Source organism: Janibacter sp. Soil728 (assembly GCF_001428305.1).
GTDB lineage: Bacteria > Actinomycetota > Actinomycetes > Actinomycetales > Dermatophilaceae > Janibacter.
The window spans coordinates 782841-802565 of record NZ_LMRZ01000004.1; the positions used below are offsets into that span (position 1 = coordinate 782841).

Genomic DNA, 19725 nt, shown 5'->3' on the forward strand with positions numbered 1-19725 from the left:
CTCGTGACCCCACCCGACCGCCACCTGCCCACCCTTGCGCGACGCGGCTTCAGCGACACCCGGCGAGCACAGTCCCTGCTGGCCGACCCGGCCCTGGAGCCGTTCCACGGGGACACCGACGGGCTGCTGGCCGCCCTGAGCCGGTCAGCCGACCCCGATCAGGCACTGCTGGGGCTGGTGCGCCTCATGGAGGCCGGAGGCAGCGACGACCTCGTGACCGCGCTGCGTACCGACGAGCTCGCCCGAGGTCGGGTCATCGGCGCCCTGGGGGTCTCCTCTGCGCTCGTCGACCACCTCGTCGCCCACCCCGAGCATTGGCGAGACGCGGTCCGGGCACGGGAGATGACGCCCGAGGAGCGCACTGACGTCCTCCTCGCCGAGATCGCCGACCACGGCGACCTCGAGCCGCAGGACGCGCTGCGGGTGGCCTACCGCCGTCAGCTGCTGGGCATCGCCGCCCGCGACGTCACGTCGCAGGACCCCGTCGTCGTGCTCCCCGAGATCGCCAGAGCACTGGCCGATCTGGCCGGTTCCGCCCTCGAGGGGGCCGTCCGGATCGCCATCGACGAGCTCGGCGAGGCAGGCCAGAGCTGCCGCTTCGCCGTGATCGGCATGGGCAAGGCCGGGGGGCGCGAGCTCAACTACATCTCGGACGTCGACGTGATCTTCGTGGCCGAGCCGGCGGACGGTGCCGACGAGGCGGCCGCGCTGGAGGTCGCGACCAAGATCGCCACCCGCACGATGCACGCCTGCTCCGACGTCACCGCCCACGGCAGCCTGTGGCCCGTGGATGCCGCCCTGCGTCCTGAGGGCAAGCAGGGGCCGCTCGTGCGCACGGTGGCCAGCCATCGTGCCTACTACGACCGCTGGGCCAAGACCTGGGAGTTCCAAGCGCTCCTCAAGGGGCGCCACCTCGCCGGGGACGCGGGCCTCGGTGCCGAATACCTCGGTGCCGTGCAGCCGTTGGTCTGGGAGGCCGCCTCCCGCGACGACTTCGTCGACGACGTCCAGGCCATGCGCCGTCGGGTCGAGGAGCACATCCCCTCTGCCGAGGCGGCGCGACAGCTCAAGCTCGGTCCCGGGGGCCTGCGCGATGTCGAGTTCTCCGTCCAGCTGCTCCAGCTGGTGCACGGGCGCACCGACGAGACGCTCCGCTCGGGGACCACGCTGGACGCACTGGCGGCGCTGTCCAAGGGTGGCTACATCGGTCGCGCCGACGCCGCAGTCCTGGAAGAGGCCTACCGCATCCTGCGCACCCTTGAGCACCGGATCCAGCTGCACCGGCTGCGCCGCACCCACCTCATGCCGATCACCGAGGACGACCTGCGGCGGCTGGGCCGGTCGATGCGCCTGTGGGACCAGCCCGACAAGCAGGTCGTCGCGCTGCGCACGGGGCACTCGCGCGAGGTACGACGACTGCACCAGCGACTCTTCTACCGCCCGCTCCTGTCCGCCGTTGCCCGGCTGAGCCCGGACGAGGCGTCGTTGACACCGGACGCGGCGCGCGAGCGGTTGAGTGCGCTCGGCTATCGCGACCCGGCCGGCGCCCTGCGGCACCTCGAGGTCCTCATGGGCGGCGTGAGCCGAGCCGCGGCGATCCAGAAACAGCTCCTCCCGGTCATGCTCGAGTGGTTTGCCGAGATGGCCGACCCCGATGCCGGGCTGCTGGCCTTCCGCAAGGTGAGCGAGGCGCTGGGCACGACGCACTGGTACCTGCGCCTGCTGCGCGACGAGGGCGAGGCTGCCCAGACCCTGGCGCACACCCTCGGCGCCAGCCGATTCGCCGGACAGCTGCTCCTCGCCAGCCCCGAAGCGGTGCAGATGCTCGGGGAGGGGGACGGTCTGCGTCCCCGTACCCATGAAGAGCTGCTGCGTCGGATGCGCTCGGCCGCCGGACGACGGGACGACCCCGAGGCGGCCGTCGCGGCCATCCGGGCGATTCGACGGGCCGAGATCTTCCGTGTGGCCGTCGCCGACCTCGAGGACAAGCTCACGCTCGACGAGGTCGGTGAGGCCCTCACCGAGGTGAGCGACGCGACGATCGAGGCGGCGCTCGAGGTCGTGATCCGCAAGGTCGAGACCGAGCGCGGGGCTCCGCTCGGCACCGCCATGCTCATCGTCGGCATGGGCCGCCTGGGGGGCCGCGAGGTCGGCTACTCCTCGGACGCCGACGTGCTCTACGTCCACGACCCGCACGAGGGGACCGACGACCAGGAGGCCCAGGAGGTGGCCCTCGTCGTCGTCGGCGAGCTGCGCCGACTCATCGGTGCTGCCGGCTCGGACCCGCCGCTGGGGCTGGACGCCGACCTGCGCCCGGAGGGCAAGAGCGGGCCGATGGTGCGTTCGCTCGCGAGCTATGCGACCTACTACGCCCGCTGGTCGCAGACCTGGGAGGCCCAGGCGTTGCTGCGGGCGCGACCGGTGGCCGGGGACCCCGACCTCGCGAGGCGCTTCACCGCCCTCATCGACCCGATCAGGTGGTCCGCCGAAGGGCTGGACACGCAGCAGGTGCGCGAGGTCCGGCGGCTCAAGGCACGGATGGAGGCCGAGCGGCTCCCGCGCGGCGCCGACCGCCGGGCCCACTTCAAGCTCGGCGTGGGTGGCCTCTCGGACGTGGAGTGGACCATCCAGCTGTTGCAGATGGAGCACGCCCACGAGCACGCGGGGCTGCGCACGACCCGGACGCTGCCAGCGCTCGCGGCAGCCGTGGAGATCGGTCTCGTGGACGTCGAGGACGCGACCGTGCTGCGCGAGGCGTGGTCGATGGCCTCGCTGCTGCGCAACGCCGGCATGCTCTTTCGGGGGCGACCGGTGGACTCGGTGCCTTCCAACCTGCGCGAGGCCGACGGCGTCGGTCGGATCGTCGGGATGGAGCCGCTGTCCGGGCTCGCCCTGGCGGAGTCCTACCGGCGAACGGCGCGGCGGGCACGCCACGTCGTCGACAGGATCTTCTACGGGGAGCCGTGAGCGACGAGCACCGGTGAGACACCGGTCTGACGCGCGTGGCGACGAACCTAGACTGGCACCATGCTCGCCACGATCGATCTGCGTTCCCAGCCCCTCGGGGCCCGGCAGCTGCGCGCGGTACTGCCCCGTGCGGAGTATGACGTCGAGGCTGCCCTCTCGGCGGTCCGACCGATCTGCGATGACGTCCATGACCGCGGAGCCGAGGCGCTCTACGAGTTCGGCGAGCGCTTCGACGGGGTGCGTCCCTCCACCCTTCGCGTTCCCGCCGAGGTCCTCGACGCTGCCGTCGACGTCCTCGACGCCGACGTGCGGGCCGCGCTCGAGGTCTCGATCGAGCGCGCTCGAGCGGTGCACGCCGACCAGCGGCGCACCGACACGACGACGCACCTCCACGAGAGCGGCACGGTCACGGAGCGGTGGGTCCCGGTGGACCGCGTCGGTCTCTACGTCCCGGGTGGGCGCGCCGTCTACCCGAGCTCCGTGGTGATGAATGTCGTCCCCGCCCAGCTCGCCGGTGTCGGCTCGCTCGCCGTCGCCAGCCCCCCGCAGAAGGACAACGTCGGCGTCTTCGCCGGCTACCCGCACCCGACGATCCTCGCTGCCTGTGCCCTGCTCGGTGTCGACGAGGTGTGGGCCATGGGCGGAGCCCAGGCCGTGGCCGGCTTCGCGCACGGATTCGTCGACGAGGCATCCGCCGACGGCGGCGAGTGCGTCCCCGTGAGCCTCGTGACCGGGCCCGGCAACATCTACGTCGCCGCGGCCAAGAGGCTCCTCAAGGGCCTCGTCGGCATCGACGCCGAAGCCGGACCGACGGAGATCGCCGTCCTGGCGGACGCGACGGCCGACCCTGACCACGTCGCCGCCGACCTCATCAGCCAGGCCGAGCACGATCCCCTCGCCGGCTCGGTCCTCATCACCGACTCCACCCAGCTCGCCGACGCGGTCAGTGTGGCCGTGGAGCGTCGGGCTGCTGTCACCAAGCACCGCGAGCGGGTCACCGAGGCCCTCCGTGGACGTCAGTCGGCGATCGTCCTCGTCGACGACCTCGAGGCCGGGCTCCGGGTCGCCGATGCGTACGCCGCCGAGCACCTCGAGGTCATCACTGCCGATGCGCCGACGGTCGCGGCTCGGGTGCGCAATGCGGGGGCGATCTTCGTCGGCACCCACTCGCCGGTGAGCCTGGGTGACTACGTCGCCGGCTCCAACCACGTGCTGCCCACGGGCGGGAGTGCTGCGCACAGCAGCGGCTTGTCGGTCCAGTCCTTCCTCCGGGGCATCCACGTCGTCGAGTACTCGGCGCAGGCACTGGCCGAGGTCGCCCCCCACGTGGTCGCACTGGCCCGCGCAGAGGACCTGCCCGCCCACGGCGAGGCCGTCACGGCACGTACCGGCGAGGTCAGCCGATGAGCGAGGTCGAGGCACTGCTGCGCCCCGAGCTGCGTGGCCGCACCGCCTACGGTGCGCCCCAGCTGGACGTGGCCGTCCAGCTCAACACCAACGAGTCCTCGTACTCCGTCCCGCCGGAGGTCGTCGAGGCCATCCTCGGTGAGCTCCGCGAGAGCCTGGGCGGGCTCAACCGGTATCCGGACCGCGAGTTCACCGACCTGCGCAAGGCCCTCGTCAGCTACCTCGAGGACCGCAGCGGGGTCTCCCTTCGCCCCGAGCAGATCTGGGCCGGCAACGGCTCCAACGAGGTCCTCTCGCACGTGGTCCAGGCCTTCGGCGGTCCCGGTCGCACGGCGCTCGGCTTCACCCCGGCCTACTCGATGCACCCGATCATCAACGAGACGCTCGGCACGACCTGGGTGGACGGGCAGCGCGACGCCGGCACCTTCGACCTGACGCTCGAGTCCGCGGTCGAGCAGGCAAGGGCGGCCGACCCGCACCTGGTCTTCCTCTGCTCGCCCAACAACCCCACGGGTTCGGCCCTGCCCTTCGACGTCATCGAGGCGATGCTCGAGGCAGCGCCGCGGGCACTCGTCGTCGTCGACGAGGCGTACGCCGAGTTCGCCCGCCCCGGCACACCGACGGCCCTGTCGTTGCTGCAGCGGCACCCGCGACTGGTGGTCACCCGCACGATGAGCAAGGCCTTCGCCCTCGCCGGCGGCCGGCTCGGCTACCTCGCCGCGAGTCCCGAGGTCATCGACGCGCTACGACTGGTCCGCCTGCCGTACCACCTGTCCGCACCCACCCAGACCATCGCGCGAGTCTCCCTCGAGCACGCCGACCGGCTGCTGGAGACGGTCGACGCGATCAAGGAGCAGCGCGACCGTCTGGTCACCGAGCTTGCGGCCATGGGCCTGGTGCCGGTGCCGAGCGATGCCAACTTCGTCCTCTTCGGAGGGCTCGCCGACGCGCCTGCCACATGGCAGGCTCTGCTCGACGAGGGCGTGCTCGTCCGCGACGTCGGTATCGCCCACCACCTGAGGGTCACCGCCGGCACACCGGAGGAGACCGGCCGTTTCCTCGAGGCGATGGCCACGCTCGTCCCCACGCACGCACTGACCAAGGAGAACCCGTGAACAGCACCGCCCCCCGCACCGCGACGGTGAGCCGAGGGACCTCGGAGAGCCGCGTCGAGGTGAGCGTCAACCTCGACGGCACGGGCGCAGGCGAGGTGGCCACGGGCGTGCGCTTCTACGACCACATGCTCCTGTCGCTGGCCAAGCACAGCCTCATCGACCTGACGATCCGGGCCGAGGGCGATGTGGACGTCGATGCGCACCACACGGTCGAGGACGTCGCGATCGTCCTGGGTCAGGCAGTGCGCGAGGCGCTCGGGGACAAGAGCGGCATCAGCCGCTTCGGCGATGCCACCGTCCCGCTCGACGAGGCACTGGTCCACGCGGTCGTCGACGTCGCCGGACGCCCCTACGTGGTGCACGCCGGTGAGCCGGAGGGGCAGGAGTACGTCATCATCGGCGGCAACTTCGTCGGTTCGCTGACCCGTCACGTCATGGAGTCCTTCGCCTACAACGCCGGGATCGCCCTGCACGTGCGGGTGCTCGCTGGTCGCGACCCGCACCACATCGTCGAGGCGCAGTTCAAGGCACTGGCCCGCGCGTTGCGTGCGGCCGTGGCCGTGGACCCGCGGGTCACCGGCATCCCCAGCGCCAAGGGCGCCCTGTAGAGCATGCGATGACCCAGCAGGGCAGGGGAGTGGTGCTGCTCTCCGCGTCGTCCGCGAGGGCCGTGGAGTGGGTGCGGCGTGGCGTCGTACCGTGCCACGTGCTCGAGCACAGCACGTGGTCGATCATCGTCCCGGCCACCTCGGCGAGCGCTGCGGCGGCCCCCTACGACGATGCGTTGACCGTCCTGGCCGCACGTCATGTCCCGACGGCGATCGCGCCGTCCATCGGCCTCTTCGAGATCGGCGACGCGGCCGTCATCACCGCCCGGGCGCCGGGTCGCTCCCCGATCAGGTGGGCCCTGCGCGGTGCGGACCGTGACGTCGTGCGCGGACCTCAGCTGCCGCCGCTCACGCCCGAGAGCCTGCATCGCACCCTGGCGGCCGGCTCCGGGACCCGAGAGGTGCCGATCCGCGAGATCCGTGCCCTGTGGACCCGGGTCGACCTGACCCATCTCGAGTGGCTCGTCGAGGCCACCGCCGTGCTCGGTCTGCCCGGCGGACGGGTGCTCGAGGGGTCCGACACCGCCCTGGGGTCGGTCATCGCCCCCAACCCCCGATCCGTCCAGGACTTCGAGTCCGCCGTCAAGGATGTGCACCAATGACCAGCCCTCGCGTCGTCGTCCTCGACTACGGCTCCGGCAATGTCCACTCCGCCGTCCGCGCCCTCTCGTACGTCGGGGCGCAGGTCGAGCTCACCGCAGACCGCAGCGCTGCCCTCGCCGCGGACGGCCTCTTCGTGCCGGGCGTCGGCAACTTCCACGCCTGCATGGCAGGGCTGCGCGCAGCGGACGGCCCAGCGCTGATCGACACCCGCCTCGCGGGTGGCCGGCCCGTGCTCGGCGTGTGCGTCGGGATGCAGGTGATGTTCGACGGGTCGCACGAACCCCACGGCACCCAGCCCGAGCAGGAGGGTCTGGCCCAGTGGCCGGGTACGGCCGAGCGGTTGACCGCCCCCGTCGTGCCGCACATGGGGTGGTCCGAGGTCTCCGCACCCGAGGGCACCGCCCTCTTCGCCGGCGTCGAGACCGAGCGCTTCTACTTCGTCCACTCCTACGGTGTCGGTTCCTGGGACCTGCCGACCGCCCCCGGCGCGCTGGCCGCAGCCAGCCCCCGGGTCACGTGGAGCGAGCACGGGTCCCCCTTTGTCGCGGCCGTCGAGAACGGTCCGTTGTCCGCCACGCAGTTCCACCCCGAGAAGTCCGGGGACGCTGGGCTGCACCTGCTGAAGAACTGGGTGATGTCACTGTGACCACGAACGAGAGCCCCCGACTGGAGCTCCTGCCCGCCGTCGACGTGCGAGGGGGACGCGCCGTCCAGCTGCAGCAGGGTGTGGCCGACTCCGGGTGGGACTTCGGCGACCCGCTGCAGGCGGCACGCGCCTGGCAGGACCAGGGTGCCGAGTGGATCCACCTCGTGGACCTCGACGCGGCCTTCGGCGAAGGGAGCAACCGGGACCTGCTCGCCGGTATCGTCGGCCAGCTCGACGTCAAGGTGGAGCTGAGCGGCGGGATCCGGGACCAGGAGTCCCTCGTCGCGGCCCTCGACTCCGGCTGCGCGCGGGTCAACCTCGGCACCGCAGCCCTGGAGAACCCCGAGTGGACGGCAGCCGCGATCGCCGAGTACGGCGACCGGATCGCCGTTGGTCTGGACGTGCGGGGCACCACGCTCGCCGCCCGAGGGTGGACCAAGGAAGGGGGCGACCTCTGGGAGACCCTGGCGCGACTCAACTCCGAGGGCTGCACCCGTTTTGTCGTCACCGATGTGGCCAAGGACGGGATGCTCGCCGGACCCAACCTCCAGCTGCTCAAGGATGTTGCCGCTGCCACGGAGGCCAAGGTCGTCGCAAGCGGGGGAGTGACCACCCGCGAGGACGTGGTCGCACTGCGTGAGCTCGTGCCGGTCGGCGTGGAGGGGGCCATCATCGGATCGGCCCTCTACAAGGGCACCGTCACGCTCGCCGAGGCGCTCGACGCGGCAGGTCGCCCGTGACGGGCCCGGCAGACTCCGCGGGCGTTCCCTGGGGCGGGCGGGAGGTCCCGGCCGGTGGCTTCGCGGGGGACACCGGCGAGGCCGACCAGGCACTGATGCAGGCGCTGACCACAGGGGGCGAGCAGGACGTTCTTGCCCGACTCGCCACTGCGCGGTTGCTCGTGCCCGTCAAGGCGGTGGCCGCCGAGACGGTCGAGAGCGAGCACGGCCACGTCGCTGACAAGGAGGCCGACATGGCGGTCGTCCTCCTCGAGCACCCTGACGGTCGGACCGCCCTGCCGATCTTCTCCTCGATGGCGGCCCTGGCAGCCTTCGACGCGTCTGTTCGTCCCGTACCGGTCGAGGCTGCTCGGGCCGCCCAGGCGGCGGTGAGCGAGAAGGCCGACCTGATGGTCCTCGACTGTGCGAGCGAGCAGGCCTTCGAGGTTCGCTCGTCGATGGTGTGGGCGTTGGCTCAGCAGCGCCCGTGGCTGCCCGCCCACGAGGACCCCTTCGTCGCTCAGTCCGTGGAGCGGGTCACCGCGGGGCACGAGGAGATCACCGATCATGTCCTGGCGGAGGGCGTCCCCGACGGCCAAGGGATCCTGCAGATCCAGCTGACCCTCGTGCCGGGGCTGGATGGGCCGGCCGTGCGCGCCCTCGTCACCGACGTGGCCGAAAAGCTGGCGACCGATGGCGAGCTGCGCGCCCGGGTGGACGGCCTCTCCTTCGCCATCGCCTGACCGATTTCGGCAGATGGCCAGTCGCTGGTAGTGTCTCTCACTGACCGGTCATCGTCCTCGTGGCGATGACGCAAGAGGAGCCTCGCTTCCACCCGCGTCGACCATCGTCTTCGGACACAGGTTGCCGGGTCACAGGTCTCGACGCGACACGGATCGCGGGATGTCCTCGACATCCTTTGATCTCCTGTTGACGTCGTGCTCTGGTGGAGGCTTCTCGCGATCGGCGAGGAGCCTTTCTTCGTTGGTCGCCAGGAGTGACACACCGAGCTAAGGAGCCACACATCAGCGAGCCTCGCATCAATGACCGAATCCGCGTCCCTGAGGTGCGGTTGGTCGGCCCCAACGGGGAGCAGGTCGGCATCGTGCGCGTGGAGGATGCCCTCCGTCTCGCCGCAGAGGCTGACCTCGACCTCGTCGAGGTCGCGCCGATGGCAAAGCCTCCCGTCGCCAAGCTCATGGACTTCGGCAAGTACAAGTACGAAGCCGCCATGAAGGCCCGTGAGGCACGCAAGAACCAGGTCAACACGGTCATCAAGGAGATCAAGCTCCGACCGAAGATCGACAGCCACGACTACGGCACCAAGAAGGGCCACGTCGAGCGCTTCCTGAGCGCCGGCGACAAGGTCAAGGTGACGATCATGTTCCGCGGCCGCGAGCAGTCCCGCCCCGAGCTGGGCTTCCGACTGCTGCAGCGTCTGGCCGAGGACGTCGTGGAGCTCGGCACGGTCGAGTCCGCGCCCAAGCAGGACGGGCGCAACATGATCATGGTGCTCGGCCCGACCAAGCGGAAGTCCGAGGCTCGCGCCGAGGCCCGCCGCAAGAAGGACGAGCAGAAGGCAGCGACCGAGGCTGACGCCACGGCGACCGAGTCCACCGAGGCGCAGGCCCCGGTGGAGGAGCCCACCGAGGCGCAGGCCCCGGTGGCCGAGTCCACCGAGGCGCAGGCCCCGGCGGAGGAGACCGCCGAGGCTCCGGCAGAGTCCTGAGCCGACCCAGACCAGCACAGCAACGACAAGGAGATCGGCGCCATGCCGAAGAACAAGACGCACTCCGGTGCGAAGAAGCGATTCCGGGTCACCGGTACGGGCAAGATCATGCGCGAGCGCGCCAATCACGTCCACAAGTTCCACGAGAAGAGCCCGCAGCACGCGCGTCGTCTCGCGAACGACGTCCTGGTCTCCAAGGCCGACACCAAGAAGATCAAGAAGCTGCTCGGTCGCTGACCTGAGCCTCTTGTCCCTCGAACTTAAAGGAGTACTCACGTGGCACGCGTGAAGCGGGCGGTCAACGCCCACAAGAAGCGCCGGGTTGTTCTCGAGCGCGCCAGCGGTTACCGGGGCCAGCGGTCCCGCCTCTACCGCAAGGCCAAGGAGCAGGTCACTCACAGTCTCGGGTACAGCTACCGTGACCGTCGGGCCCGCAAGGGCGACTTCCGTCGCCTGTGGATCCAGCGCATCAACGCTGGCGCCCGCGCCAACGGCATGACCTACAACCGCTTCATCCAGGGGCTGCGCGCCGCGGAGATCGAGGTCGACCGCCGCATGCTCGCCGAGCTCGCCGTCAACGACGAGGCCGCCTTCGTGGCCCTCGTCGAGATCGCCAAGGCCAATGTGCCTGCGCAGGTCAATGCCAAGGTCGAGGCCTGAGCGACCACTTCGGACGCCGGGAGCGCCCACCACTGATCAACCCCTCCTCGGAGCGGGTGAAGTCGGTGCGCGGGCTCTCCCGGCGTTCTGTGCGTCGGCGCACCGGGCAGGTCCTCGTCGAGGGCCCCCAGGGAGTGCGCGAGGCCGTGCGGTTCACGCCCGAGCGCATCGCCGACCTCTATGTCACCGCTGAGGCGGCGCACCGCTACGCGGAATTCGTCGAGCCGGCCCGCGAGGCCGGTGTCTTCGTCCACGAGGCGAGCGCCGAGGTGCTCGCGGCCATGTGTGATGCGGACACCCCGCAAGGCATGGCTGCCGTCGTCGACTGGGCTGCGGCAGAGCTGACCTCGGTGCTCGACGCCGAGCCTCGCCTGCTCGTCCTGCTGACCAACGTGCGCGACCCCGGCAACCTCGGCACGGTCATCCGTGGCGCGGACGCTGCCGGGGCTGACGCCGTGCTCATCAGTGATGCCTCCGTCGACGTGACCTCGCCCAAGGTCGTGCGCTCCACCGCCGGCTCGCTCTTCCACCTGCCGGTCGTCACCGGGCTCGACATCGACGAGACCCTCGCGGTCCTCGGGGCAGCCGGCATTCGGCGTCTGGCGGCAGACGGTGCGGGGGAGCTGACCCTCGACGAGAGCGACCTGAGCGGTCCACACGTCTGGGTGATGGGCAACGAGGCCTGGGGTCTCGAGCCGCAGACCCGGGAAGCGTGCGACGAGGTCGTCCGCGTGCCGATCCACGGCCAGGCCGAGTCCCTCAACCTCGCGATGGCGACCACGATCTGCCTCTACGCCTCGGCCCGGCAGCAACGCGCCTGAGCCGACGCACGACGAAGGGGGTGAGACCAACCGGTCTCACCCCCTTCGCGTGCTCTGACGTGATGTCAGCTCGCGGCGTGGGTCTTCTGCCCACCGAGGATCTCGCCGGGGTCGACGGGGGTGGCCGTGGCCGCGGCCTGGCCCTCCCGGATGCGCTGACCGATCGTCGCGTCGACATTGGTCCAGTAGTCGAAGACCTGCGACAGGATCGGGTCCTGCACACCCCCGAGCGAGCCGATGACCGTGTCGACGAGACGGTCACGTTGGGCGTCGTCGAAGACCTCGCGCACGAGAGTCCCTGGCTGGCCGAAGTCGTCGTCCTCGGCGTGCAGCTCGTAGGCGGAGCGCACGATGGTGCCGTCGGCCTCCCACCCGTCGTCGACCGGTCCCTCGTAGTCCGCGACCGGGCGACCGAAGCTGTTGGGGTGATAGGTCGGCGCCGCACCGGAGTGCTCGACCCTCATCGGGCCGTCGAAGGAGTAGTGGTTCTCCTGCTCGACCGCGGGGCGGTTGACCGGTAGCTGGTGGAAGTTGGTGCCGATGCGTGCACGGTGGGCGTCCGCGTAGGCGAAGACGCGCCCCAGCAGCATCTTGTCGGGAGAGAACCCGATGCCCGGCACCGTGTTGCTCGGTGCGAAGGCGGCCTGGTCGATCTGCGCGAAGAAGTTCACCGGGTTCTCGTCGAGGGTCATCGTGCCGACCTCGATGAGCGGGTAGTCCTTGTGCGGCCAGGTCTTCGTCAGGTCGAAGGGGTTGAAGCGGTACGTCTTCGCGTCCTCGTAGGGCATGACCTGGACGGACAACGTCCACTTCGGGTGGTCGCCGCGCTCGATGGCTTCGAAGAGGTCGCGACGGTGGAACTCGGCGTCCTCCCCGGCGATACGGTCAGCGGCCTCGTTGGTGATGCCCTCGACGCCCTGCTGGGTGTGGAAGTGGTACTTGACCCAGAACTTGTCGCCGGAGGCGTTGACCCACATGTACGTGTGGCTGCCGTAGCCGTTCATGTTGCGCCAGGAGCGCGGCAGGCCGCGGTCGCCCATGAGATAGGTGACCTGGTGGGCGGACTCGGGGTTGTTGGTCCAGAAGTCCCACTGCATCGTGTTGTCACGCAGGCCGTTGTCGGGCAGGCGCTTCTGGCTGCGGATGAAGTTGGGGAACTTCAGCGGATCGCGCAGGAAGAAGACCGGCGTGTTGTTGCCGACGAGGTCGAAGTTGCCCTCGGAGGTGTAGAAGCGCATGGCGAAGCCGCGCACGTCGCGCCAGGTGTCGGGGGAGCCGAGCTCGCCGGCGACGGTGGAGAAGCGGGTCAGCATGCGGGTGGTCGCGCCCTGCTGGAACACCGCAGCCTTGGTGTACTGCGAGACATCCGCCGTCGTCTCGAAGTGACCGAAGGCGCCGGAGCCCTTGGCGTGGGGCTTGCGCTCGGGGATGTTCTCCCGGTTGAAGTGAGCCAACATGTCGACGAGGTGCGTGTCGTGCAGGAGCAGCGGACCATTGCTGCCCACGGAGAGCGAGTTGCGGTCGCTGACGGTCGGTGCGCCGTTGACCTGGGTGGAGGGTCCGGAGACGTCGAGCGTCCCTCTGGCGTCGGCTCGGGGCTCGGGGGTGGAGGGGGTTGTTGACATCTGCTGCTCCTCTTTCTCTTCGGGGTGGGGTGCAGTTCTGGTCAGGGGGTGGCGACCGCCGCGGCGGCGCAGGTCGGGCAGACGCCCCAGTAGATGACCTCGGCCTCGTCGATGGCGAAGCCGTGGTCGTCGGCGGCGTCGAGGCAGGGCGCCTTGCCGGGGGCACATTCCACATCGATCATCGTGCCGCACGTGCGGCACACGAGGTGGTGGTGGTTGTCCCCGAGTTCGAGCTCGAAGCGGGCCGGGTGGCCGGCCGGCTCGAACTTGCGCACGAGGCCGTTGCCGGACAGCACGGCGAGGATGTCGTAGATGGCTTGGGTGCTCACCGAACCCAGGCGCTCGCGGGTCGCCCGGGCGATCGTGTCGACATCAGCGTGCGGGATCGCCGAGAGCTCCCGCAGCACGGCCACGCGAGGGGCGGTGACGCGCAGGGAGTGGCTGCGGAGCAGGTCCGCGGCAGTCTCGGTCTCGATCATGGTGCTCATCGTTACCCAGAGTCCCACCAGAACTTGAATCAGTCAAGAGAAGGGTGGGGAGTCGTCCCCATCGCGGAGGAGCACCGGTCTCCCTATCGTGGAGCGTCATGAGCGTGAGCCACGGCAATGACCCGGAGATCCTCGACGGCATCGGTGATGCACTGCACGTCGAGGCCGACCGGGTGGAGGGCATCGCGGGGACGGGGGCCTGCGGGATGGCTGTGCTCGTGGAGTCGTGGGCCGGGCCTGATCTGGAGGGCTTCGACGCGGACTGGCGTGGGGCCCAGCAGCAGCTGGCCGCGGTAGCGCAGCTGCTGCGGGTGGTTGGCAGTCGGGCCAAGGGGCAGGCTCAGCAGCAGCGTGAGGGTAGTGGCGAAGGGGGTGGCGGCCGGGGCGTGCCGTGGCTCCCACGCACTTCAGGTGCCGACAACACCCTGCCCTCTCCGGGTGACCCGGCGCTGGTGGTGCCGATCGAGTACGACACCCCGCCCGATTCCGGAGGAAGTGATCGGGTGCCGCACAGCGACAAGGATCAGGAGGATCTCGAGATCCCGATCCCTGACGACGGCACGCCGTGGACGCCCCAGGGCCTGGGCTACAGCGACGAGCTCGATGCCTATGTCCACTCGATGTACAACAAGGACAACCCGCAGGAGGGCCTGCTCGCGATTCAGCCGGCGGATGGAGGTCCCGTCAAGTACGTGCGCATCGAGGGCAACGACCACTACGGCGGTGTCACCGTCGACGGGGACAACGTCTATGTGACGGGCAACGGCGAGCGCGTCGGTACCGATGAGGACGGCAAGCCGCAGCTCGAGGGTGGCTCGTATGTCGAGCACTACTCGCTCTCTGATCTCCAAGCCGCGTCGCCGGACGAGACCGTGGACCCGATCTCCCGTCACGAGGTCACGACGGGGTCGACCATCGCCTCCCACGACGGGAAGCTCTACGTGGGCAAGTACCGCAATGGAGAGGAGGGGGACATCTACGAGTACGAGCTCGGTGATGATGGCCGCTTGCCATCGGAGGGCACGTCGTGGGAGTCCAGCAACCACTGGCGGGCCCCGGGCAACATGCAGGGGCTCGTGACCGATGGTGAGCACTTCTACGTGACCCAGAGCCACGGACCCGACGACCCGTCGACCCTGATCAGGGTCGACCGGGGGACGCAGAACTTCGAGCACGCCGGCAGCCTGAGCCCGCTGTCCCAAGGGGTGGTGATCCGCGACGACGAGTTGGTCATCACCTCCGAGTCGGGTGCTGACCCCTACCGGCAGGACGTCATCGACTCCGACTCGCCGTGGAAGCCGAACTTGATCGAGAAACCGGTCGAACCGGAGGACCACCTCCAGACGAAGAACCTGACCCAGACGAACACCGCGGCTGACGTGTGGAGAGGGATCGGCTTTTGAGTGGTCGGTGTCGGGGAGTCGTCCCCATCGCGGATGACCAGGACTGCCATTACGGTCGATCGTCATGACACTCACCCATGGCAACGACCCGGAGATCCTCGACGGCATCGGTGATGCCCTGCACGTCGAGGCCGACCGGGTGGAGGGGATCGCGGGGACGGGGACCTCCGGGATGGCAGTGCTCGTGGAGTCATGGGCCGGGCCCGACCTGGAGGCCTTCGACGCGGACTGGCGTGGGGCGCGGCAGCGGCTGGATGCTGCGGCGCAGTTGTTGCGGGCTGTGGGGGAGCGGGCCAAGGAGCAGGCGCAGCAGCAGCGTGAGGGCAGTGGCGAAGGGGGTGGCGGCAAAGGCACTCCAGCCCCGGTGGCCCCCATCAAGTACGACACCCCACCCGACTCGGGCGGGGGCAGCCGACAGCCTCAGCCGGAGGACTTCGAGCTGACGGACGACTACACGGACGGCGCGAAGATCCCCCTGGTGGGGACGGAGTGGGTGCCGCAAGGAGTGTCGTTCGACGAGAGGACCGGGCTCTACGTCTACACCTACTACCACGAGGACCAGGACACGGCCGGCAAGATGGTCTTCGCGGACGAGGACGGCAACATCGTCTCCGACGTGTCGCTCGCGGGCATCGACCACTACGGAGGCGTCTACGTCAACGGCGACCGCACCTATGTCTCGGGCGACGGGCAGGTGCAGATCTACGACACCCAGGAGCTGCGAAAGGCGGGGGTGTGCGCCGATGTCACCCCCATCGACACGATCCCCACCGACGCTCACTCGTCGGTCACGGTGCACGACGGTCACCTGTATGTCAGCCAGTTCCTGGACGAGACGCATTCCGAAGGTGGGCAGCGCATGGAACCGTCACGGACGTGGCCCGCACGCGGTTCCATGTACAAGTACGAGCTCAACGACGACGGCAGCATCGGCGACCAGGTCGGCACGTACGAGGTGCCACCGAAGACTCAAGGGGTGAGCTTTGACGAGGCGGGCAACGCCTACTTCACCTCCAGCTATGGACGGTGGCCGGGCTCGACCTCGGACCTGTACATGGTTCCAGCGGACAAGCTCGACGACTGGAGCGACGACGACGCGACGAAGATCAGCGTGCCGAAGATGTCCGAAGGCTCATTCATCAAGGATGGACAGCTGCATCAGCTGTACGAGTCGGGCGCCGACAAGTACGACACCCCGCTCTTCACCGACCCCCGCGACCGGCTCACCGTCCACGACCTGCGGAAGTAGCCCCCTTCGTCCCACGTAGACTCTGGCCTCGTGTCAGGACCCAACACCAACTACGACCCGGTCGAGGTCGCCGCGCTCGACCCACAGCTGATCGATGACGCCGTCCAAGCGGCCCTCGACGCCGCTGCGGGCGCCACGACCCTCGACGAGCTCAAGCGGATCCGCGGGGCGCACCAGGGGGACAAGAGCCCCCTCGCGCTCGCCAACCGCGAGATCGGTGCGCTCCCGCCGAGCGCCAAGGCCGAGGCCGGCAAGCGCGTCGGCCAGGCCCGCGGGCAGGTGGGGCAGGCCTTCAAGGCCCGGCAGGCCGAGCTCGAGACCGAGCGTGACGAGCGGATCCTCGTCGAGGAGACCCTCGACCTGACCGTCCCGAGCCCGTACCAGCGCCTCGGCGCCCGGCACCCGATCAGCCTCGTCACCGAGCGCGTCGAGGACATCTTCGTCGGCATGGGCTGGGAGATCGCCGAGGGCCCCGAGATCGAGTCCGAGTGGCTGACCTTCGACGCCCTCAACATCGGGCCGGACCACCCGGCGCGCGGTGAGCAGGACACCTTCTTCGTCGAGCCGGTGGATGCCGGGGTCGTGCTGCGCACGCACACCTCGCCGGTGCAGATCCGCACCATGCTCGACCGCGAGCCGCCCATCTACGTCCTGTGCCCCGGCAAGGTCTTCCGCACGGATGACCTCGACGCGACGCACACCCCCGTCTTCCACCAGTTCGAGGGTCTCGTCGTCGACAAGGGCATCACGATGGCCCACCTGCGCGGGGCGCTCGACGCCTTCGTCCAAGGCCTCTTCGGCGAGGGCATCGTCACGCGACTGCGGCCCAACTACTTCCCCTTCACCGAGCCGAGCGCCGAGATCGACTGCCAGTGCTGGGTCTGCCGAGGTGAGGACTCCGCGTGCCGGACCTGCGGTGGCACCGGCTGGATCGAGCTCGGCGGTTCCGGCATGGTCAACCGCAAGGTCCTCGCGGCCAGCGGGATCGACCCGGACGAGTACACCGGCTTCGCCTTCGGCCTGGGCATCGAGCGCTCGCTCATGCTCCGCCACGGAGTTGCCGACATGCGCGACATCATCGAGGGAGACGTGCGCTTCTCGGCCGCGTTCGGGATGGAGATCTGATGCGGGCCCCCATCGAATGGCTGCGTGAGCTGACCGAGGTCGTCCCCGAGGCGAAGGGAGCGGATGTCGCCGCCTCCCTCGTGCGGGTGGGTCTGGAGGAAGAGGACATCTTCGGTGGCGAGAGCACCGGTCCTCTCGTCGTCGGCAAGGTCCTCGAGCGCACGCCCGAGGAGCAGAAGAACGGCAAGACGATCAACTGGTGCCGGGTGGACGTGGGTACCTCGTTGAACGCAGTCAACGGCTCCGCTGCCGAAGGGGTGGGCATCGTGTGCGGCGCGCACAACTTCGACGTCGGCGACCTCGTCGCGGTGATCCTGCCCGGCGGAGTGCTCCCGGGGAACTTCGAGATCGCGGCGCGCAAGACCTACGGCCACGTGAGCGCCGGGATGATCTGCTCCGCGATGGAGCTCGGCCTGGGCGAGGACCACGACGGCATCATCGTGCTCACCGAGTACTTCGCCGACCGCTCCGAGACGCTGACGGGCCTCACCCCGGGTGATGACCTCATCCCCGTCTTCGGCCTGGACGCCGAGACCGTCGAGGTCAACGTCACGCCGGACCGCGGCTACTGCTTCTCCATGCGCGGGATCGCGCGCGAGTACGCGCTGTCGGAGGGCACTGCCTTCGTCGACCCGGCGGACCTGGTTGTCGCCGAGGCGACCGGGTCCGGCTACGAGGTTCGCCTCGCCGACGACGCTCCCGTCGACGGCGTGCCCGGATGTGACCGCTATGTCGCGCGCATCGTCCGCGGGATCGACGCCACGGCGCCATCACCGGAGTGGATGCAGCGCCGGCTCACCGAGGTCGGCATGCGCCCGATCTCGCTCGCCGTCGACGTCACCAACTACGTGATGATGCTGCTCGGTCAGCCCCTGCACGCCTTCGACCTCGACACCCTGTCGGGTGCGATCGAGGTGCGTCGTGCACGCGCTGGCGAGACCCTCAAGACCCTCGACGACGTCGAGCGGACCCTCGACCCGACCGACCTGCTCATCACTGACGGGGGTACGACCCCGCTGGCCATCGCCGGTGTCATGGGCGGAGAGACGAGCGAGGTCACCGCCTCGACGGTCGACGTCCTCGTCGAGGCCGCGCACTTCGACCCGGTGTCCGTCGCGCGTTCCGCCCGCCGCCACCGGCTGGCGACCGAGGCCTCCAAGCGCTTCGAGCGTGGAGTCGATCCTGCCGTCACTGCGGCCGCGGCGCAGCTGGCTGTCGACCTGCTCGTCGAGCACGGCGGCGGCACGGCTGACCCGAGCGCCACCGACGTGGGCACGCCCGCGGCACCGTCGACGATCACCTTCGACCCGCAGCTGCCCACGCGGTACATCGGGTTGGAGTACCCGCGCGACGAGGTCGTCGCCAGCCTCACCGCGATCGGCTGCGCCGTGAGCGACGAAGGGGAGTCCCTCCGCGTCACCCCGCCCACCTGGCGTCCGGACCTGACCAACGGGCCCGACCTGGTCGAGGAGGTCGCGCGGGTGCGCGGCTACGACCAGATCCCCTCGGTCGTGCCGAGGGCCTCGGCAGGCCGCGGTCTGACCCATGAGCAGCGCGCCCGTCGAGTCGTCGCCCGCACCCTCGCGGCGACCGGTCTCGTCGAGGTCCTGTCCTACCCCTTCACCTCGTCGCAGCGCCATGACGACCTCGGTCACGCCGCGGACGATGTGCGCCGCGAGAGCGTCCGGCTGGCCAACCCGTTGCAGGACGAGGCGCCGCTGATGCGCACCTCGATCCTCGACACGCTGCTGGACACCTTGCGCCGCAATGTCTCCCGCGGTCAGCGCGACGTAGGCCTCTACGAGATCGGGCTGGTCACGGCAGGCGGGATCACCCCCCTTCCGCTGCCGCCGGGTGGGGTCGAGCCCGATGCCGAGACCCTCACGCGGATCCTCGACGGTGTCCCGGCGCAGCCGCGCCACGTCGCCATCGCGGCCACCGGTGCCGCACTGCCCGCGGGCCCGCACGGCGCCGCTCGAGCCGCCGACCCGACGGATGTCGTCGGCTGGGCGCGCGCGCTCGGAGCGGCCATCGGCGTGGAGCTGAGCGTCGAGGCGGCGCAGCGCACGCCCTTCCACCCCGGTCGGTGCGTCGCGGTGTCGCTGCCCGATGGCACGGTCGTCGGCCACGCCGGCGAGCTGCACCCCAAGGTGTGCGCGCGGCTGGAGCTGCCGGAGCGGACGGTCGCTGCCGAGCTCGACCTCGACGCGATCGTCGCCGCCTCGGGTGAGCCGGTGCGGCCCGCCCAGCTGTCGACCCAGCCGGTGGCCAACACCGATGTCGCGCTCGTCGTCGACGAGGGCGTCCCGGCGGCCGCCGTCGCCGCGGCGCTGCGCTCGGGAGCGGGGAAGGATCTGGAGTCACTCACCCTCTTCGACGTCTACCGAGGTGACCAGGTCGGTGAGGGGCGCAAGTCCTTGGCCTACCGACTGACCTTCCGCGCCAATCGGACGCTCAAGACCGACGAGGTCAGCAAGCTGCGCGACACGGCGGTCGCTGCGGCGACGAGCGCCACGGGCGCCCAGCAGCGCTGAGCCACCGGACGGAGGCCGCATCCCGA

At 70.0% G+C, this 19725-nt stretch carries 18 protein-coding genes; 16 read left to right on the forward strand and 2 right to left on the reverse strand.

The genetic code is table 11. The annotated features are described in order from the left end of the window. Positions 1 to 3 precede the first annotated feature (3 nt). The 12 genes from ASG73_RS10560 (at position 4) to ASG73_RS10615 (ending at position 11275) form a co-directional block, all read left to right on the forward strand. Positions 4 to 2967 carry a bifunctional [glutamine synthetase] adenylyltransferase/[glutamine synthetase]-adenylyl-L-tyrosine phosphorylase gene (locus tag ASG73_RS10560; protein ID WP_055994278.1) on the forward strand — a complete coding sequence of 988 codons (2964 nt, stop codon included), beginning with the start codon at positions 4 to 6 and terminating at the stop codon, positions 2965 to 2967. A 60-nt stretch (positions 2968 to 3027) separates the two neighbouring features. Continuing rightward, positions 3028 to 4374 (forward strand): histidinol dehydrogenase, encoded by a 1347-nt coding sequence (gene hisD, locus ASG73_RS10565; RefSeq protein WP_055994280.1) that lies wholly within the window; start codon positions 3028 to 3030, stop codon positions 4372 to 4374. Next, on the forward strand, positions 4371 to 5489 hold the full coding sequence (locus ASG73_RS10570) for a histidinol-phosphate transaminase (protein ID WP_055994282.1): 1119 nt from the start codon (positions 4371 to 4373) through the stop codon (positions 5487 to 5489). Before hisD ends, ASG73_RS10570 begins: the two co-directional genes overlap by 4 nt. After that, on the forward strand, positions 5486 to 6097 hold the full coding sequence (gene hisB, locus ASG73_RS10575; protein WP_055994284.1) for an imidazoleglycerol-phosphate dehydratase HisB: 612 nt from the start codon (positions 5486 to 5488) through the stop codon (positions 6095 to 6097). The genes ASG73_RS10570 and hisB overlap by 4 nt, the downstream gene beginning before the upstream one ends. Before the next feature lie 8 nt (positions 6098 to 6105). After that, positions 6106 to 6699, forward strand: a complete 594-nt coding sequence (locus tag ASG73_RS10580; RefSeq protein ID WP_156466246.1) for a hypothetical protein — start codon at positions 6106 to 6108, stop codon at positions 6697 to 6699. Beyond that, on the forward strand, positions 6696 to 7346 hold the full coding sequence (gene hisH / locus ASG73_RS18410) for an imidazole glycerol phosphate synthase subunit HisH (protein ID WP_055994289.1): 651 nt from the start codon (positions 6696 to 6698) through the stop codon (positions 7344 to 7346). The genes ASG73_RS10580 and hisH overlap by 4 nt, the downstream gene beginning before the upstream one ends. After that, a complete protein-coding gene (priA, locus tag ASG73_RS18415; RefSeq protein WP_055994292.1) occupies positions 7343 to 8086 on the forward strand; it encodes a bifunctional 1-(5-phosphoribosyl)-5-((5-phosphoribosylamino)methylideneamino)imidazole-4-carboxamide isomerase/phosphoribosylanthranilate isomerase PriA in 744 nt (247 codons plus the stop codon). Before hisH ends, priA begins: the two co-directional genes overlap by 4 nt. Further along, positions 8083 to 8808, forward strand: coding sequence for an SseB family protein (locus ASG73_RS10595; protein WP_055994295.1), 726 nt, complete (start codon positions 8083 to 8085; stop codon positions 8806 to 8808). Before priA ends, ASG73_RS10595 begins: the two co-directional genes overlap by 4 nt. Before the next feature lie 281 nt (positions 8809 to 9089). Beyond that, complete coding sequence (infC, locus tag ASG73_RS10600; protein WP_082567178.1) at positions 9090 to 9794, forward strand: translation initiation factor IF-3; 705 nt, start codon at positions 9090 to 9092, stop codon at positions 9792 to 9794. A 42-nt stretch (positions 9795 to 9836) separates the two neighbouring features. Beyond that, a complete protein-coding gene (gene rpmI / locus ASG73_RS10605; protein ID WP_055994301.1) occupies positions 9837 to 10031 on the forward strand; it encodes a 50S ribosomal protein L35 in 195 nt (64 codons plus the stop codon). A 39-nt stretch (positions 10032 to 10070) separates the two neighbouring features. Next, the gene (gene rplT, locus ASG73_RS10610; protein WP_055994304.1) at positions 10071 to 10454 is read left to right on the forward strand and encodes a 50S ribosomal protein L20; all 384 of its coding nucleotides are present in this window, start codon (positions 10071 to 10073) and stop codon (positions 10452 to 10454) included. A 56-nt stretch (positions 10455 to 10510) separates the two neighbouring features. Beyond that, the gene (locus ASG73_RS10615; protein WP_082567145.1) at positions 10511 to 11275 is read left to right on the forward strand and encodes a TrmH family RNA methyltransferase; all 765 of its coding nucleotides are present in this window, start codon (positions 10511 to 10513) and stop codon (positions 11273 to 11275) included. Positions 11276 to 11340: 65 nt separating this feature from the next. On the opposite strand, the gene ASG73_RS10620 is transcribed toward ASG73_RS10615, so the two are convergent. Both ASG73_RS10620 and ASG73_RS10625 read right to left on the reverse strand, forming a co-directional pair. Then, positions 11341 to 12900, reverse strand: coding sequence for a catalase (locus tag ASG73_RS10620; protein ID WP_055994307.1), 1560 nt, complete (start codon positions 12898 to 12900; stop codon positions 11341 to 11343). Positions 12901 to 12941: 41 nt separating this feature from the next. Continuing rightward, positions 12942 to 13388, reverse strand: coding sequence for a Fur family transcriptional regulator (locus tag ASG73_RS10625; protein ID WP_200946753.1), 447 nt, complete (start codon positions 13386 to 13388; stop codon positions 12942 to 12944). Positions 13389 to 13486: 98 nt separating this feature from the next. On the opposite strand from ASG73_RS10625, the gene ASG73_RS10630 reads away from it, so the two are divergent. The 4 genes from ASG73_RS10630 (at position 13487) to pheT (ending at position 19699) form a co-directional block, all read left to right on the forward strand. Then, complete coding sequence (locus ASG73_RS10630; protein WP_055994313.1) at positions 13487 to 14791, forward strand: hypothetical protein; 1305 nt, start codon at positions 13487 to 13489, stop codon at positions 14789 to 14791. A 64-nt stretch (positions 14792 to 14855) separates the two neighbouring features. Beyond that, a complete protein-coding gene (locus ASG73_RS10635; protein ID WP_055994318.1) occupies positions 14856 to 16040 on the forward strand; it encodes a WXG100 family type VII secretion target in 1185 nt (394 codons plus the stop codon). A gap of 30 nt (positions 16041 to 16070) precedes the next feature. Next, complete coding sequence (gene pheS / locus ASG73_RS10640) at positions 16071 to 17165, forward strand: phenylalanine--tRNA ligase subunit alpha (RefSeq protein ID WP_055994321.1); 1095 nt, start codon at positions 16071 to 16073, stop codon at positions 17163 to 17165. Then, complete coding sequence (gene pheT / locus ASG73_RS10645) at positions 17165 to 19699, forward strand: phenylalanine--tRNA ligase subunit beta (protein WP_055994324.1); 2535 nt, start codon at positions 17165 to 17167, stop codon at positions 19697 to 19699. Before pheS ends, pheT begins: the two co-directional genes overlap by 1 nt. Positions 19700 to 19725: the final 26 nt, after the last annotated feature.